General features: G+C 42.2%; 10 protein-coding genes and 1 pseudogene. 2 read left to right on the forward strand and 9 right to left on the reverse strand.

Features of this window, described 5'->3' with window-relative positions; all coding sequences use genetic code 11:
* Positions 1-430: 430 nt before the first annotated feature.
* Entirely contained in the window at positions 431-643 is a 213-nt protein-coding gene (locus KK060_RS12270; RefSeq protein WP_254154030.1) for a DUF4248 domain-containing protein, read from the forward strand.
* Positions 644-689: 46 nt separating this feature from the next.
* Here KK060_RS12270 and KK060_RS12275 read toward each other — a convergent pair whose 3' ends face one another.
* The 3 genes and pseudogenes from KK060_RS12275 to KK060_RS12290 form a co-directional block, all read right to left on the reverse strand.
* Positions 690-1,493: a helix-turn-helix domain-containing protein gene (locus KK060_RS12275; protein ID WP_254154031.1), complete on the reverse strand. Its 804-nt coding sequence runs from the start codon at positions 1,491-1,493 to the stop codon at positions 690-692.
* A 49-nt stretch (positions 1,494-1,542) separates the two neighbouring features.
* Positions 1,543-2,513, reverse strand: a pseudogene (locus tag KK060_RS12280) (SDR family oxidoreductase).
* A gap of 10 nt (positions 2,514-2,523) precedes the next feature.
* Entirely contained in the window at positions 2,524-3,450 is a 927-nt protein-coding gene (locus tag KK060_RS12290) for an oxidoreductase (protein WP_254154033.1), read from the reverse strand.
* 245 nt (positions 3,451-3,695) lie between these two features.
* On the opposite strand from KK060_RS12290, the gene KK060_RS12295 reads away from it, so the two are divergent.
* Positions 3,696-3,941, forward strand: coding sequence for a hypothetical protein (locus KK060_RS12295; RefSeq protein WP_254154034.1), 246 nt, complete (start codon positions 3,696-3,698; stop codon positions 3,939-3,941).
* A gap of 248 nt (positions 3,942-4,189) precedes the next feature.
* Here the strand turns inward: KK060_RS12295 and KK060_RS12300 are convergent, their stop codons facing one another.
* The 6 genes from KK060_RS12300 to KK060_RS12325 all read right to left on the reverse strand — a co-directional run bounded on the left by KK060_RS12300 (position 4,190) and on the right by KK060_RS12325 (position 17,409).
* Positions 4,190-6,451 carry a GH92 family glycosyl hydrolase gene (locus KK060_RS12300; RefSeq protein ID WP_254154035.1) on the reverse strand — a complete coding sequence of 754 codons (2,262 nt, stop codon included), beginning with the start codon at positions 6,449-6,451 and terminating at the stop codon, positions 4,190-4,192.
* 48 nt (positions 6,452-6,499) lie between these two features.
* Complete coding sequence (locus KK060_RS12305; protein WP_254154036.1) at positions 6,500-8,878, reverse strand: family 20 glycosylhydrolase; 2,379 nt, start codon at positions 8,876-8,878, stop codon at positions 6,500-6,502.
* Positions 8,879-8,886: 8 nt separating this feature from the next.
* On the reverse strand, positions 8,887-10,746 hold the full coding sequence (locus KK060_RS12310; protein WP_254154037.1) for a glycoside hydrolase family 35 protein: 1,860 nt from the start codon (positions 10,744-10,746) through the stop codon (positions 8,887-8,889).
* An 11-nt stretch (positions 10,747-10,757) separates the two neighbouring features.
* Complete coding sequence (locus KK060_RS12315) at positions 10,758-12,230, reverse strand: alpha-L-fucosidase (protein WP_254154038.1); 1,473 nt, start codon at positions 12,228-12,230, stop codon at positions 10,758-10,760.
* 26 nt (positions 12,231-12,256) lie between these two features.
* Positions 12,257-15,562 (reverse strand): VCBS repeat-containing protein, encoded by a 3,306-nt coding sequence (locus tag KK060_RS12320; protein ID WP_254154039.1) that lies wholly within the window; start codon positions 15,560-15,562, stop codon positions 12,257-12,259.
* Positions 15,563-15,735: 173 nt separating this feature from the next.
* Positions 15,736-17,409: a RagB/SusD family nutrient uptake outer membrane protein gene (locus KK060_RS12325; RefSeq protein ID WP_254154040.1), complete on the reverse strand. Its 1,674-nt coding sequence runs from the start codon at positions 17,407-17,409 to the stop codon at positions 15,736-15,738.
* Between the last annotated feature and the right edge of the window lie 4 nt (positions 17,410-17,413).

The following is a 17,413-nucleotide window of genomic DNA, read 5'->3' on the forward strand; positions in this document are numbered from 1 at the left end:
CGTGGGCTCGGAGATGTGGATAAGCGACAGGTAAAATCCGGTGAGGGGCTGATGGGTGATGGGACCATGCTCCCTGGAGGTCAATAATGTTCTTTCAAAGCACATACATGTCAGAATTGCATAAAACAAAATCCGTTTCGCATAAATCAAACTATCCTATAATGATAGCTCCTGTTAAACAAAAAGCCCATCAACGTACACTGCACACGAAGTACAGGTACATAGATGGGCTCTCAACATTCAATGTAAATAAACTCTCACGAATTTCAACCTTGCCAGGATTTTACAACCTGCCATGACGGCAACGTCACGTGTAGCAGTTCATTTAAATCCGTGAAGATTCATTCGAATTCCTTCAGAATCTTACACAACCGTTCAGGTGGAGGGAAGTAAGCATTAAATTCATTTCACACTTTTATAACGCATACGGATGAATAAACACCATGGAATAGTGATCAGACCCTATACGCACAAAGAGCTTGCTGCGCTTTATGGTGTGTCGTGGCTTACCTTCCAGAAGTGGCTGAAACCTTTTGAGGAAGAGATCGGTAGCAAGAACGGGCACTTCTATAGCACACGCCAGGTAGAAATTATCTTCGGAAAATTAGGCTTCCCATCTATCTACATTGCCGATGAACGCTGAGTTAAAGCTTCTTTACATTCATTATAAAGCATATCCATAGTACAGGCTATTGTTGAACCTTAGATTCGACAGCAACCTCTGAAGGGGTTTTTCCAAATTCCTTTTTGAAGGCGAATGAAAAATGGGACAAATCCTCGAAGCCTACTTCCAGGTACACATCACTTGGCTTTTGGTTTTGTTTACTAATCTGAAAGAAAGCTTCATCCAGGCGTTTCTTTTTTAGCCAGCAACCTGGTGGAATCCCGAATGCTTGCACAAAATCCCTTTTAAAGGATGACAAACTTCTTCCGGTCATAAACGCAAAACGTTCCAGGCTTACATTGAAACGAAAGCTGCGGTTCATGAATGCCTTGATGTCAATTTTCTCCGGGGTGCTGAAATTGAACAGAATACCAGACAGCCAAGGCTCTGATTTCAAAATAATCAGCATGAGTTCTTCCCGTTTGATATCCGAGAACGTTTCATCAATCTGCAAATCGCCCATGTAATAAGGTTCAAGCGATTGGACATAACTCTTGAATAACCGGTTCTCCTTCAAAAACAAGAATGAATCATTGTTGTCTGTTGATGAAGCTACATACGGATGACGCTCCTGAAATTCTTTGAGGAATGCTTCATCCAGTGTGATGATGATTTTTTCAAACTGGTCATCTTCCTTGTACTTTGTGTACCTGATGAGGTAGTTTTTCCGGGCGATATAATAATCACCCGGTTTTAAAGAATAATGTTTGTTCCCATCATAGGCCGTCATTGAACCTTTCAGCAAATACATGAAAAAATGTTCAGGTATAAACTGTTCGGGCGATATTTCCGGACCAAGGTGACAAGATTGAATATTGTTTACCTTCATAAAATACTGAACACAAGTAGAATCTGAAATCTAATTGAGGATCCTAAATTTAATGGTTTTGCAATTGGCAACTGTCAACGCTGGCAAGTATTGCTTCCTCCTTCTTCCTGGGATGCCAGTTTAACGTTTCAACGGCCTTCCTGTTAGACAACACAACATATTTTTCAATGGGGGTCGGTTGCATGGATGCTATTTTCCCGGCACATTCAGGACGCTCTTTTTTAATCAACTCGGCTACATCATAAAAACTCATGGCGCCTTCGGAGGTAGCGAGGAAGCGCTCACCATTCGCTTTGGGATGCAGCATGGCTTTGATGTGAATATCAGCTACATCGCGCACGTCTACTACGCCAAAAGTGAATGGTGCATTGTCTTTGATTACCCCATCGATAATTCCCTTGACAACAGTATCAACGGACGCCGAAGATATGTTTCCCAGGCACGGCCCGAAGATCCCGACCGGATTGATAACCGTAAACTCCATAGCTCCCCCTTCGGTCTTTATAAAATTCCACGCTGCTTTTTCTGCTATGGTTTTGGATTTGATATACGCCTGGATAGGTGCCCTTTCATCCGTCCAGTCATCTTCCGTGTAAATATGATTTTCAGGATCAATACTATAACCAATGGCTGCAAAGGAAGAGGTAAGCACGAACGTTTTACTCCGGCTTCTTTTGCCGCCCTTAATGCACGCAAAGCACCATCGCATGCAGGAATGATCAGTTCGTTTTCATCTTTCGGTTCGTCGGCGACGAAGGGTGAGGCCAGGTGCAATACATAGTCACAACCACGTGCGGCTTCATCCCAACCCTCATCCGACAGCAAATCTGCTTCATAAAAAGAAAGGTTGCTGAAATCGATTATACCTCCCTGACGTAGTGCATTCAGTATTTCATCTTTCCGGCTTAATGAGCGAAGTGTGGTCTTTACAGTAAAGCCTTGTTGTAATAATTGCAGTATGGTATGGACAGCCAGAAATCCTGTTCCCCCGGTTACCAATACAGTTTTTTGGTTCATCATATATCTTCCATTAAAAATTGAATTTTACTTGTGTAACCTCCTCCGCATAGTCCCACAGTTGCTTTGCCAATACAGGATCGTTCATGGCAGGAGTACTATGCCTGGAGGGTGCCGGGTAACCAGTATACTCTTTATCACCATCGGGCCCATAAAATACGCCCCCGCTTGCATTCGGATCAGTAGCGGCAAACAACGTTGGTAATGCACCTTGCCAGGGCTCCATTACTTCATCAAATTGTGCGAACAAACCCTTCAGCTCTTCCGCGGGGATGTGTCGTTGCAGATCGGTACGCGTAACACCTGGATGGGCCGCAGCGGAGATCATGTTAAAGTTGGCTGCTTTCAGTTTGCGATCTAACGCATAGGTGAACAGGATATCGGCCAGCTTGCTTACTGCATATTCACGCCATGCATCATAGGATTTTTCGAGCCTCAGGTTGTTGAAGTCAATACCAGATGCACGAATGGCTGCGCCACTTGAAAGCGTTACCACCCGCGCAGCATCTGACCTTTTAAGCGCCCCGAAAAGATTTCCCGTAAGGGCAAAATGTCCGATAAAGTTTACCCCAAATTGCAATTCAAATCCATCATCCGTTTTTGCGGGCGGAGGAATCATCACCCCGGCATTGTTAATAAGAATATCCACTTGTGGATACTTCTCTTGGATAGTTTGAGAGAACGTTTTAATTTGACTGAGACTGGCGAGGTTGAGTAGTTGTATTTCCAAAGAGCCTCGTCCCTTTACTTCAGCGATCATTTTTTCCTTAGCATCCTTCGCTCTTTGCAAATCCCGCGCAGCAATAATTACATCTGCCCCGGCTACATATAATGCTTTGGCTGTTTCGTATCCAATGCCGGTATTGGCACCTGTTACAATAGCAGTCTTTCCTGACAGATCAGGAATATTATCGTGTATCCACATAACTTTGATATTCATAATGATGCAAAGCTCAACATTCAATCACCGTTTCCGTTTTGTTGTGGAGTTCAATTTTTGTTTGCTGTGAGGGTCAGTTCTTCTAACGGTTATACCTTGGTGCACCCGTTTTTCCAATGGCTTAAATTCTGACTGGTAATAAGACTTGCACACAAGTCCTTTAAATTCCTCCGTATCCCCTTACAATCTCTTGCACTCATTTAAAACCGTTAACCAGAGCAGTCGCCCCGTTACACCTTTAGCCTATGGAAACACAAATAAATCATAGCAACGGGGCAGGCAATTGGATTGCCTTCCTTTTTGGGGTCATGTTCAACTTCCTGGTGAAGTTCGACCTCCATCATGCCATTGACTACGCCGCGCAAGCCATTACGGGTGGACTGGTCTGTCTCGTCTTTAAAATCCTGGGTGATTTCATTACGCATTGTATAAAAAGATGGTGGGGCCAATTTATCCGATGGTTAAAGGCGAAGTACGAAGGCCGGGGCTAAAACTGTTTCTTTCTGATACAGGAACACCAGACCAACGATGTTCCTATTTTGAAGTGAGGTGAAGACGAGGATCAATAATTCGTCTGTTGCAAAAAAAACGGTAGTAACATGAGACAATGTCACTACCGTCTAAGCTTTAAAAATTACTTTGCTATCACTTCCTTGGCGCGACAATTTGTTGCGGGGAACTATTTATTGTTTAATCCACAGATGTGCAATTCTCGGCAAACGTTCTTTTGATTCGAGAACTATAAAGATCCGGAAAACGCCTTCTCGGTGCCCCACTGTTTGTTTGGCTCCTCTCCCATCTCAATTTCCAGGGTACCACCTTTCATGATATCCGTATATGGTAACCAGGTCTTGTTATATGGTTTTCCGTTAAGCGAGATCCGTTGAATATAGATGTTGGCAGCAGAATTATTTTTTACTTTAATATCAAAGTAGTTGTTGACACCGACCTGAAGACGTGCGTTTTCTATTGCTGGACTACCAAACACATACATGCCGTTGGCAGGATTAGCAGGATAAAATCCTAATGCTGAAAACACGTACCATGCAGACATCTGACCAACATCTTCGTTGCCGCAAAGACCATCCGGTTTATCACTGTAAAGACTGTCCAGTATATACCGAACCTTAGGTGCAGTCTTCCACGGTTGTTGTGTGTATCCATAGAGATAGGTTATATGGTGACTTGGCTCATTGCCATGTGCATACTGACCGATAAGCCCTGTTATATCCGCCGATGCCTCCTTACCAAGATCTCCTTTCACAATAAACAGTGAATCAAGCTTTTCAATAAAACGTTGTTCTCCGCCCAGCAACTCCATTAATCCTTCTACATCCTGCGGAACAAGCCAGGTATATTGCCATGCATTACCTTCGGCAAAATCATCTTTCATGTGCTTTACAATGAAAGGACTGAATGGCGTACGCCATTTGTCATCAGAGATCCTTCCCCTTACAAAGCGTGTTTCAGGATCAAAATAATTCCTGTAGTATTTCGCACGTTTACTAAAGAGCGTGTAGTCATCTTCCCGACCAAGCTTTTTGGCTACCTGTGCTATACACCAATCATCGATGGCGTACTCAAGTCCTTTAGCAACACTTTCTACTTCCAGGTCAGCAGGTATGTATCCCTTCTCCCTTACATACTTTAATCCTCGCTCGTCCAGGAGCGCAGAAGCTTTCATGGCTTCCAATGCAGCATTTGCATCAAAACCGTTGAAGCCTTTTAATACCGCATCGGCAATTACAGGAAATGCACTGTTGCCCGGCATCGTGTTTGTTTCGTTACCCATCAGGTGCCATACAGGAAGCTTTCCTTGTTGCTCATATATTCTGAGCATCGTATTAACCATATCGTTTACACGTTCCGGATTAAGAATGGTATGCAGTGAATGGGCAGACCGGTACGTATCCCACAATGAAAAGGTGGTGAGGTTGGTGAAGGTTGTATCGTTGTATATCTTTTTGTCTGATCCCCGATAGTCTCCATTCACGTCATTGAAAACGGATGGGGCAATCATGGTATGGTACAGGGCCGTATAGAAATTGCGAAGTGTATGCTTGTCTGCATTAACCTGAACCTTGTTAAGCTCCTTATTCCATAAACTGTCTGCATCTTCAACCACTTTATCAAAATCCCAATGCGGAATTTCTGCAGTTATATTCATCATGGCATTCTCTACGCTTACAGGCGAGATACCCACCTTCACCAGCACTTCCTTTGCAGCCTTATCAAAACGTACATACCCTTTGATATCTTTTCCTGTTGATGATTTCTCATTGATAATTTTTCCATCGTGCGCTACAGAAAATTCCCTGATGGGCTTTGAAAATACTGCGGAGAAAAAGATCCGTTGATCTTCAGCCCAGCCTTTAGAATATCTGTAACCGGTAAGCGTGGAATCATTCACAAATTCCATGTGAGTTTCATACGGAGCATCCCAACCAATGCCTTGCCTGAGATCAATGAGAACATAAGCGTCATCTGTGTTTGTAAATTTGTAACGATGAAAACCTACCCTTGTTGAAGACGTAAGTTCCACCTCGATGCCGTATCGCTTTAACACCACGCTGTAGTATCCTGGTTTTACCTTTTCCTCATCATGAGTAAATTTCGATCCAAATCCACTTTCGGGTTTCTCAACAGTTCCTTTTGTAAAACGAAATTCACCTGTTGCCGGCATCAGCATGATATCGCCCAAATCCCCGATACCCGTTCCGCTCAGGTGTGTATGAGAAAAACCAATAATCACAGAATCTGAATAATGATAACCGGAGCACCAATCCCATCCTTCAGAAAGTTGTGTTGGTCCAAGCTGTACTGCTCCGAATGGCACGCTAGCTCCTACAAACACGTGACCGTGAAAACTGCTTCCGATATAAGGATCAACATACTGTGTCAGGTGCTGCACAGAATCACGTGCAGTAGTCACAATACGCTGATTGTTATCACAGCTAAAGAACAATACCAAAACCAGGAAAAATACAATACAACATCTCATGACGAATGGATTAACGTTTGCTCAAATATAGTAATCAACTGAGTATACCTACTTTGCTATAACACGGAAGGCACTTTCAGGTATGGGTTGTTTTTCAATTGCAGGACCTTCATACAAAAGCTGCAGGTCATTACCGCCACCACCATCAAAATAACGGAGAAGGAATGGATGCAGACCTCTCCTTAGCGCCACCTGACCGCTTTTCTCAACATTGCCATGATAACCATCATGGTTGACCACCATGCGATCGCCAATCTGCAATGTGCTTCCGTCGTCAGAAGATAAATAGAATGTATAAATACCATCGGACGGAACTTCAATCAGTCCAGTGTACTCCAGTGCAAATACGTTTGAACGAACAAAAGAAGGGAACACTATTTTATGGATCAAAGATTCTTTCTTCAAATCCTTATCCGATATTTTAGATACTGAGTTATATTCTCCTTCATAGTAACGGCAATGCAAACCTGCTTTGGTACCTGATGCCGCAACGGCATCGAGATATGCTTGCTTTTCATAACGTACTGTATACGCATTACCTCTTCTGCCACCAAAGCCTACTGTTAGTAGCTTAAGCGTCATGGAAGAATCAATACCAAATGGCTCAGTATATCGACTTGATTTTTCAGTTGGTTGTGTTCCGTCGGTGGTGTAATGTACAGCGGTAACCCCAGCAGGAACTGTAAGCGCTATTTTAGCGGTATCAATGAATACACGTTGCTCGCGTATATCTGTAATATCAGGTAATCGGTAATGAATGTTTAGTGTATCAAGCCTTGCATAGTGATGAGACATCCGCTTACTGAAGTCATTCCAATCTTTCGTTTTACTCCATCCATTTTCTGCCAGTGCAATCATCCTGGGCATGGTCAGATAGTCAAGCCGGGCAACGGTAGGGATATATTCCGTCCAGATATTTGCCTGCATACCAACAACGGTGTTAGAGGCATCCAGTCCTGCCACAGGATTAAAATCATAAACACGCTTCAAGGTTGAATTATCGGGCTCATAATCAAAATAGTGGTGAGAAACCGGGCTCATGATAAGTTGGTGGCCTCTTGACACTGCCTGTTGTGGCGCATCTTTAACCCAGGCTCTCCAGTACATTACTGTGACTGATGTGTCTGCTAAACCACTGTCAAGAATCTCGTCCCACCCAATAGCTTTTTTCCCTAATGACTTCACAATACGGTTTACACGGTTTACAAAATAGCCATGTAACTCCTTAGTGGTCTTATATCCGTTTGCTTTCATTAAGGACTGGCATGCAGAAGATTTCAACCACGAAGTTTCATCTACTTCATCCGCACCGATATGAATAAATTCTCCCGGAAAGAGCGCTGCTACCTCCTTCAATACATCTTCAACAAACGTATATGTTGTTTCCTCACAAGGACATAACGGAATGGTAAAGAGCTTGCCCCAACCGCTTTTATCTACACAGGTGAGCGCGGGGTTAGCCAAAATGGCTGCATTCATATGACCGGGCATATCGATTTCAGGCACAATCGTAATCTGCCTTTCACTGGCATACGCGATCACTTCTTTCATCTCTTCCTGGGTGTAAAAACCTCCATACATTTTCTTTCCCTCTCTGATCTGAAAGAATTCTTCCGGAAGCGCAAAATCTGGATTATCCTTGGCACGATCAAGACAAACAGAATCCTGGTTGTTCAATGTGCGCCATGCGCCTTTCTCTGTTAGTTCAGGATAACGTTTGATCTGTAATCGCCAGCCTTGATCATCGGTAAGATGAAGGTGGAGTTTGTTGAATTTGTACAATGCAAGCCGATCAATGAATCGTTTAATAAAGTCAACGGAAAAGAAATGTCGTGATACATCGAGATGCATACCACGCCATGTGTAGGCGGGACTGTCTTCTATTTCAACAGCAGGAACATGCCAGCTTGAAACAGACTTGCTTTTGTTCTCGATGGCCGGGGGCAGGAGTTGCCGAAGGGTTTGAACACCGTAGAATATACCAGCCGCAGTAGAGCCTGTTATTCTGATTTCATCACTACTGACTTTAAGAGCGTAGCCTTCTTCACTTCCCTTCAGGCTTTGTTCAAGAACAATTTTTGGCCCGGAAGCATTGCCTACTGTATCTATCTTCAGATCAAAAGTTGATGCCGCAGATACCATATCCTCTAAATACAACGCTACTTTTCGAACATCGTCACTCCCTACAGCTTCAAGTATGGTTTCGGAATCAATTACGAAAGATCCGTTTTTAGTTTCCGTTTTTACAGGCTGTGGAATAATTGCTATTTGGCTGGTAGCCGATACAGGTGTTTCCTGTTTACAGGAGCTTAAAATAAAGATACTAACCAGTACGAACAGGGCAGAAACACTTACGACACTTCTTTGTTGATTCTTCCTGCTTCTTCTATTAAGCATCATCTTATTCATTCTTACTTTCAAATACATTTTGTTTTCTAATTCTTAGGAGAGACAACCTCCAGCACTGGTTCTTTTGTCGTCTTTATTGCCTCGTGGATAATATCGTTTTGCTGCTCAAAAATCAGTATCTCGTTTTTACCTTTCTTAAGCCAGCATCCCGGGAGATAAAGTGTTTGTTGTGGTCCTACATTCCAATATCTTCCAAGGTGATGCCCATTCACAAAAACAATTCCCTTTCCCCAAGTAGCCATGTCAAGAAAAACATCTCCCGTTTGTTGTGTTTCAAACTCAGCGTAGTAGAATGCTGGCATGCCTTGTCGTTTACTTGCCAATGCTTTCGAAAGGTCAGGTACTCTATCGAAAGGAAATCTATACATTTCCCAACCACCACTTACTACATATTCATCAATAGAAACGGGAGCAATGATACCTTTTGTGTTATTTACAATTTCAGCGCCATAATTGATACGTCCCATGTTTTCAACGAGTATGTCAAGTGTGCTATTGAATGGAATATCAACATCAATTGTATACTTATTTTCCTGCCTGTTAAGCTCACCAATTTTCTTACCATCTATATAAACCAAGGCATAATCACGTAGTCCGGGAACATTGAGTTTTCCGGAAATGGGTTGTGTAAACTTTTTGCTATACAGCACATAACCATGTCCTTGTCCCAGGTCTTCAAAGCTAAGCGGGTTCATGTTAACTACGGGCTTCATATTTTTCTTTAAGGAGAAAAAGTCAACCTGCCTTGTTAATTTTATCTCACCCAGGTCCATAACAGGAATCCGTTCCGGAATTTCAGGCACAGCATATTTTACATACTTCTTTAAGAGATCGCGGAGTGCCAGGTATTTCGGCGTTACCCAGCCAGGTTCACTGATGGGTGCATCATAATCATAACTCGTAATATCCGGTTGGATGTCGTGTTCATTGTTATAGTTAGCACCTGATGTAAATCCAAAATTGGTCCCGCCATGTACCATATAGAAATTGAAATGGATGTTGTTCTTCAAATAAACTTCCGTTTGTTTCACAATCTCTTCATGGTTAATCCGCACAAATGGTTCTGCCCAGTGATCAAGCCAACCGGGATAAAATTCAGCTACCATATAAGGTCCTACACCCTGGTGATATTTATTAACAGCGTTTTTTAAATTATCAACGTTACCTTCACCGTTGGCTGTGGGTAAAACATTGGGCAGTGATCCACCCTCAAATAACCATGTTCCATCCGATGTAAAAAAAGGACCATCAAAACCTGCACTGACCAACATATCCTTTATGGCGAGGTTATAGGTCTTATGTTCCTCTTTTGAAATATCTTTCCGTTGTGATACATAAGAACCAAATTCATTTTCCACCTGCACCATAATGATTGGACCTCCCTTGCTTACTTGCAAGTGCTTTACCTCTTTCGCGAGTTTATTGATGTAGACACGGCATGAATCAAGGAATGCTTTATTATTTGTTCGTACCACGAGATCTTTATTCTTCTGAAGCCACCAGGGATATCCGCCGAATTCCCACTCGGCACAGGCATAAGGTCCAGGACGAAGAATAACATACAACCCTTCTTCACGGGCCATAGAAATATAGGCAGCAAGATCACGATTTCCTGTTTTAAAATCCCACACACCGGGTGCGGTATTGTGATAGTTCCAAAATACATAAGTAGCAATAGCATTTAATCCCATTGCTTTTACCATCTTCATTCTGTGACGCCAGTACTCTTTTGGTATACGTGCATAATGCATCTCACCCGAGTGGATCTGAGTCGGCTTACCATCAACGAGGAACTGACCTCCCTTTATCTCAAAACTTTTAACACTTTTCTGCGCGATAGCTCCATATACAAATACTACCATCGCGAAACACAACGCAATTCTCATGAATTAAAATGTTAATAGACCTCTACATTAGACAGCAATGGACTTGCCTTTGATGATGTGATGTTGACGCGAATCTTGCCTGTAGTAACAGCATCCAGCTTTACAATTCTTTTATATCCCATGGTAGTACCTTGGGCAATTGTATGCCAGCCCTTATCCTTCCATACCTCAATGTTGAACGATTTAACACGTTGGCCTAACCGGATGTACTCTTGTAATACTACGTACTTTACTTGCTTTTCAGAACCTAAGTTGATCACCACACTACCTGTAGTAACATCATCATCAGTTGCCCAATATGTACTGGTATTTTGATCTGTGACATTGCCTGGAGCGTATTTTTTTGATTTCCTCCGATAATTGGTCGCATCTGCTTTTGCCTTCTTCGCAAGGTTGTTACTAAACTCCTTATTCATCATCTTGCGAAAACCTTGTAAAGACTTGACATCATTTTCATGAAATACTCCGCGTTGATCAGGCGGAACATTTAGCAAAAGTGTTGAACCTCGACCTACCGAAGTCAGGTAGATATCAAATAATTTCTGCGGTGTTTTTACGAGTGAATCTTCTTTTGCATGATAGAACCAACCTGGTCTTATCGAAGTATCTACTTCACCCGGAATCCAGTGCGTGCCGTTCTCAGAACCTGTAGCAAGCAGATTCTCTATACCGGGCTTTCCTGCGTAGAGCGTATCAGGTGTGATGTTGTTCCAGTTTGTTTCATTGATAACACCGGTTTCATTGCCACACCATCTAACACCAGGGCCACTGTCACTAAAGAAAATTACATTGGGTTGTATTGATCGTACCATTTCCAATGTTGCAGGCCAATCATAATATTTCGCACCATTGATTCTTCTTTTTTCATTGGCACCTCCATAATACCCATCTCCTCCGTTGGCCCCGTCAAACCACATTTCAAAAACAGGACCGTAGTTTGTAAACAATTCTTTTAGCTGATTTCTGTAATATTCTATGTAGGATGGTTGGCCATAGTCTGCACGGTTTCTATCCCACGGCGACATATAGATTCCAAACTTTAATCCATACTTTTTGCATGCATCTGATACTTCCTTTACAAGATCTCCCTTTCCATTTTTGTAGGGAGAATTTTTGATGGAGTGTTCTGTATACTTTGTAGGCCAAAGACAAAATCCATCGTGATGTTTAGCCGTAAGAATTACGCATTTAAACCCGGCATTCTTCAAGGTGCTTACCCATTGATCGACATCAACACCGGTTGGATTAAAAAGCGCGGGACTCTCATTACCATATCCCCATTCTTTATCGGTAAACGTATTGATCGTGAAATGGATAAATGCACTAAGCTCCATCTCATGCCACTGCATCTGCTGATCTGTTGGTACCGGAAGTACCGCAGCAGGTGCTGTTGCCTTAGATGATTGTGCACTGCACACCAGTTGAAAACTACCTGATAGAATTATACCAAAAAAGAGATTCTTTACAAATGAGATTTTCATCATGCTTTTTCTATTGATACTTATTAACACTATTTTTTAAATCCATCTTTCACTTTATAAACAGAGGCAGCATCGTTATTCCTGGATACTACTATTCTTATAGGAGAGTTTTTTGACTTGAGTAATCCGATGTCGCGGATGTCACCTGAAAGCGAAAGCAAATGATCGCTTTTATATTCAGTTACACTACCTTCTCTGAATTTTAAAAGCAATCCCTTAGAAGCATCGCTCTGACCTAATTGCACACGGTAAGGATAAAAATTTCCGACAGCAAGAACTTCATCTATCGCATCACCATCAACATCGGTTTGAACAAAACCTTGTAAACACGAGAGCTGTGCCATGGGTGGCAAAGGCCTTATCTGAAATTTTCCTTGTCCATTATTTTCCAGCCACACAGACTCAAATGTATTTGCCTGGAGAACAAAAGACTTGGCGAGATGCTGTTCACCAACAATATCATTAATGGTGGCATCCGCGTAAAGCGCATAGCTCGTAAATCGTTTTTTTAGTGTTGGTACCTGTTCGAGCAGTTCATCCCTGGACGGAAGGGGATAACTCTTACCTTGGTTAAAATAGCAAAGCACCGGTTCTATACTTGCATCGTTGTTAATATCCTGAGCATAAAGCGATACCGGTTCCTTCGAAGACGCCTTAATCTGCATATTACGTCCTGCATTTCCAGCAAGGAGGTCCAGGTCACCATCGTTATCAACATCTCCGGCAAAAACAGTTGTCCACCAACCATTACTATCTGCTAAGCCTTCATCCTTAGTTATCTCTGTAAACCCTTTCCCATTATTGTTCTGAAAAATTCTCACGGGCATCCAATCCCCAACCAGTACCAGATCAGGCCATGAATCTTTGTTAACGTCAGCCCACACAGCACTCGTAACCATCCCCGCTTTTAGCAACGGCTCTGCGTATTGCTTTGTAACATCAGTAAAAAGTATTTTTCCATCCTTTGTATCGTTTCGTAAGATTACACTTTTAGGTGAAGCAGGATACAAACCCGGAACGAGTCTATTGCCCACAAAGAGATCGATATCTCCATCCTTGTCGAAGTCGGCAGCAATTACACAACTTCCGCTTGCTGTTTCGTTGGGAAGGGCATCACCCAAACGTTGAAACCCGCCCTTTCCATCTCCCTTATACAAACGATCCTGGTAAAGCGGATCACCAAGCTCAAATTCACTGCCTCCACTTAGCACATATAAGTCAACGTTGTGATCACCATCCGCATCAAAGAAAGCTGCATCTACATCTTCATAATATCGTTCTGCTTCCCAAGGTTTGCCTGGTGCTTCCTGAAACGCACCTCCATCAATACCCAGAAACAATCTAGATTGTGATCGGTGCGCACCACCAAAAAACACATCATCATTACCGTCATTGTTAACATCTCCGATAGCAAGCTTTCCCCCCAAACGTGATAGCTGATAGGGAAGAAGTTTCTGATGTTTAAAATCGACATAAACATTTTCCTGATGTGTAAATCCCACATGCGATTTTTCAGTTATGTCAGTAAGCAGTTTTTCTTTAAGCTGAATGGTTATCTTTCTTTCAGGAACTGCATCAGATTGATGAAGGGTAAGCGTTTGATTTGCGCTGACATTGTTAAGTACAGAAACTGACTGGTCTGGCCAAACAACTTCGACACTATTTATAAGAGATGCATTACCTGTACCAATCGTTAACACTGGTTCTACTGAAGATTGATATCCACGGGTGTAATACACTTCGTGGGTAAGCTTAATACCGTCATCTATCGAAAGGACTATCTTTGATCCCAGCGCTTGTGTGTTAGCTCCCTTCCCTATCAACCGTATCTTTATATAATTATTTTTTTGAATTTTATCCTGATGATTTTGCAGGATGGTTACATCATCATTGAGATTTCCGATGACCAGGTCGTAATCACCGTCATTATCAAAATCGCCATAAGCAGCGGCATTAGAAATTGCCTCTTTCTCTAGTCCCCATGGTTCGGAGGCGTTTGAAAAATGGATACCATCATCATTTTTAAAAATATAATTCTTAAGTTTTGTTGTAGGTATTTTTTGAATAGAGGCAAGAAGGTCAAGTGGATGATTATTATCATTTGCTTTCTGTACCTCTTGATGAATGGTATACTTCTGGAAATCAAGATTGGTGTAATCCCGTAAGTAACCGTTTGTTACAAAAAGATCTTTTAATCCATCATTATCAAAATCAGCAAACAACGGTGCCCAGCTCCAGTCTGTTGCTGATAAGCCTGACATTTGCGCTATCTCACTGAAGCGTGGTAAAGTATCACTATCAAATCCACGATTCAGCTGAAGCGTGTTGCGCATATACTGGTGGTGGTAACCGCTGTCAACAAAAATTGAATGTTTATCAAATTCATCTCCTCCCTTTAAAAGCTTCTGGCGGCGGTTGTCTTCCGGAAGCATGTCAGCAACAAAAATCTCTGGTAAGCCATCATTATTGATATCTGCAACATCTGAACCCATCGCAAACTTAGAAAGATGATTAAAAATTTTGTGGGAGACTTCTGAGAATGTGCCGTTTCTATTGTTGATGTAGCAGAAATCCTGCTCATCATAATCGTTTGTTACGTAGATGTCTGGCCAGCCATCGATATTAATATCAGCTATTGAAGCACTCAATCCAAAGTTAAGACCACTTCCATGGATGTTTGCTGATTCACTTATTTCAATAAACTTTCCATTGTCATTTTTATAGAGCTTGTTTCCAAAGTATGGGTGCCTCAGATTTCTAAGTTTACTAACGTTAACAGTAGACCGATAAAACATATTTGCATGATTAAGCAGAAACATGTCGAGGTCTCCATCAAGGTCGTAGTCCAGAAAATATGCTTGTGTTGAAAAGGTCCCGGTAGCGTCAAGGCCAAAATCTTTTGCGCGTTCCACAAAAACAGGAACTCCGCCCGGTTCACATCCTCCATTGATAAATAGCTGATTTGAACGTTTAGGATGATCAGCAATAACAGGCCTGTTAAAACCTTCCTTTGGTGCATTACCAGAATAGCATTGGTATATATCCAGCCAACCATCTCCGTTAATGTCAACGAAGGTAACACCCGTCTTCCAATCATTTCTACCTGCAACTGACGCTAGCTGAGTAACATCCTTAAATTTCCATCCTCCTTTATTTAGAAATAACTTGTTAGGAACAGTATTTCCCGAAAAATAAATATCTGGTAAGCCATCATTATTAACATCCCCTACAGCAATGCCTCCACCGTTATAGGTGTACTCATAGGTTAAGATATTATTCTCCTCGGTTTCAACGATCTCGTTTCTGAATGATAAGTCAGTATGGGTTTCGTCCATTGCTTCAAACTGATGCCTTTCCGAACATTGCAAGCACAAGAACGCAAGAGTAACTGCTGAAAATGTCTTAAAAAAGTTGGGCAAGAGACAATGCATGACATTATTGATTAGAAAAGAAGGAGGCATAAGCCTCCTTCAGGACCCATTAACCCCAAACTACTACGTAAGTTCCTTTAGTTATTATAAAAATCATTTTGCGTAAGCGTATTATGACTTCTTTCTATTTCCGTTGCCGGGATAGGAAGCAAATACATTTTATCATGCCACTTCCTTGTGTTATCAGCTACCCGACTGTAATCATACTCCATGGTATTTCCGTTCTTATAGATAGTGACACCCATCGCTGGCTGCCCGATGGTTTCAGCACCAATCTTCCATCGTCTAATGTCGAAGAACCGGTGGTCTTCCAAGACTAATTCGACACGTCTTTCACGGCGGTACTTTTCAATTAATGCGTTTCCAGTTTCAATTACCGCAGGCATTCCCCTATGCGAACGAACTTCATTTAATGCTGTACGGGCATCAGCTTCATTACCCAAAGCAATTTCAGCTTCAGCGTAGTTGAGGTAAAATTCTCCTAGACGGAAAATAATCCAGGGTCCCTTATTTCCTGAATCCCAATTTTCTGATTCAAGAGCCCATTTCCGGAAGGTATACCCAGTACGAGATGCATTATGCTTAGAGTTTGATGAGCTTGGCGAATCCTTTCCTGCTTTATTAGCATTGGATGGATCAGCCTTATCTACCCATGGGTCGTAAGTTGCGCCTTTAAACGGAGCTCCATTAAATAATATGGATTGATAGAAGCGAGGATCTCTGTTTACATAGGGGTTCTGAGGATCATAAGTAGGTTCTTCTTCTGGCAAGGCGCCAGTAGTAATTTCATAAGAGTCTACAAGGCTTTGGGTAGGCGTAGTAGTTGACCAGCCACCTTCACTGTTAGGAAACAACCACGTATTTACGCCCCAACCCTGATCATTAACTGCTGTAAAATAACGAGCCCAGATCACCTCTTCTTGGTTCGTACCTCTGAACATATCACCATACTCCGTAGCATTGTCAACAAGCTTGTATTGTGGTAACTCCATCACCGCTTTATTGGCATCCCTCGCAGCAATCCATTTATTCTGATCATTAGAAGGATTGAACAACGGGCTAGCAAGATAAAGGAGTGTACGTGCCTTTAACGCCATCGCTACCTCTTTCGAGGCACGCCCCTTCTGGTAACCTGCATCTAATGAAGAATTAAGCTGAGAAATTGCAAGATCACATTCCTGAACAATAAACGCCCCTATTTCGTCTGCACTACTCGTCTCAACATCAAACGACTCTTCAGTAAGGTTAAATGTTCTTGTAATTAAGGGCACATTTCCATACCAACGAAATAATTCGAAATAATAGAATGCCCTGAGAAAATGCATTTGACCCTCTAATGGTGTGAGTTTAGAAGCTTCAATAGAAGAGTTTTCAATCTTCTCGAAGAACAGATTCGTTCTTTTAATATACTCATATGTAGAATTCCAGAGTTGGCGAGTGACACCTTCTCCGTTATCCGGATTTACTTCGCCGCGTGTGTAAACTTTTATAATAGCGTCTGCACTTCCATGCTGGTTGAAGGCATTATCGGTCAATCCATCAGTCAACGAGTTCTCGCTATCATCAAAAGGATGCCGTACACCGCGGTATGTTCCATTTACGAAATCGCCCAGCAGTGCTGGATCAGCAAAAACATCAACTTCGCTGAAGCTGTCGAGCGGCTTCTTCTCTAAAAAGTCATCCGAGCAAGACCACAACAATGCAACGGTAGCTAATGCTATTGTTATATATACTTTGAAATTAGTTTTCATAGAC

Source organism: Chryseosolibacter indicum (genome assembly GCF_018598585.1).
Lineage (GTDB): Bacteria > Bacteroidota > Bacteroidia > Cytophagales > Cyclobacteriaceae > Chryseosolibacter > Chryseosolibacter indicus.